Source organism: Kribbella catacumbae DSM 19601 (genome assembly GCF_000372465.1).
Classification (GTDB): Bacteria; Actinomycetota; Actinomycetes; order Propionibacteriales; family Kribbellaceae; genus Kribbella; species Kribbella catacumbae.
The window spans coordinates 1-1,159 of the sequence record NZ_AQUZ01000146.1 but is presented as its reverse complement, the minus strand read 5'-3'; the positions used below and the strand labels follow the sequence as shown (position 1 = coordinate 1,159).

The following is a 1,159-nucleotide window of genomic DNA, read 5'->3' as shown; positions in this document are numbered from 1 at the left end:
GCGGATTGCGGATTGCGGGTTGCGGATTGCGGATTGCGGGTTGCGGGTTGCCCCACGGTCGCGCCGCGCTTTCGCCTTCGCGTGGGCGACGGAATAGCCCGCGACGCCGGGGGTGGGCGGGAGCAGGCGTGGAGGGAGCGACGGAGGAGCGGGCTGGCGGGTGCGTGGGGAGAGCTACGGAGCATGTCCCGAGTCGTGTGGAACTTGGGTGACGATCCACAGTGAACTCTAGGCGGCGGTTCCGACAGTTTTGGTGCCGGTGTCTGGGTGGGCGTGTCGGTGGAGGGCGGCGACGAGCTGTGGCATGTGCTTGTAGCCCTTGATGCGGCGGAAGGATCGTTCGGCGTTGAGCATGCCGGCCGCGGTCCAGCGCAGCACCATGTGTCCGTCGCGCCAGCGGGTGACGTTGCGGTTGGTAGTTCGGGCGATCGAGATCATCGACTCGACAGGGTTGCTCGTGGTCAGGGTCTTGGCGAGCCGGCCNTCGATGCCGAGCCGGGCGACGGTGAACATCTCGTCCAGTCCCTCGCGCAGTGACGCGGCCGCGCCGGGATAGTTGCGTTCCAGACTGGTCGCCAGCCCCTGGGCGTTGCGCAGCCCGAGGTCGGGATCGGGGTGGCCGAACGCCTTCACGAGCTTGGCGTCGATGAAGACTTTCTCCTTGTCTGGCAGGTGATCGGCGATGTTGCGCCGCTTGTGCAGGGTGCAGCGCTGCACCAGGGCTTTGGCGCCGAACACCTCGCGGACGCCGGCAGCGAGGGCCTTGGCGCCGTCGATGACGACCAGCAGCCCGTCGTCGGCGTCCAGGCCGCGGCCGACCAGGTCGGCCAGCAGTGCCTTGACGACGGTCTTGTTCTCCGTCGAGCCGTCCCACAACCCGACCGGCACCTTGGTGCCGTCTGCACCGATGGCCAGCGCGACCACCACGCAGCAGTCGTTGAGGTGCTCGCCGTCCAGCATCAGCACCTTGATGTCGAGCCCGGTCAGGTCCCGGGCCATCAACTCGGCCAGCGCGGTCTCTGTCTCGCGCACGAACCGGCGCGAGACCGCCGAGCGGCTGGTCGACTTCGCCGTGGTCTCGACCTGTTCGCCGACCGGCTCGGCGACCTGGGCGTGCCGGCGGGTGGCCACCCCNGCGAGCATCCGCTCCAGCACCACC

The 1,159-nt window shown here is 69.0% G+C and carries 1 protein-coding gene; it reads right to left on the bottom strand.

The annotated features are described in order from the left end of the window. Positions 1-228 precede the first annotated feature (228 nt). The coding region (locus A3ES_RS50845) for an IS256 family transposase (protein ID WP_020393498.1) at positions 229-1,159 on the bottom strand (931 nt) is incomplete at its 5' end.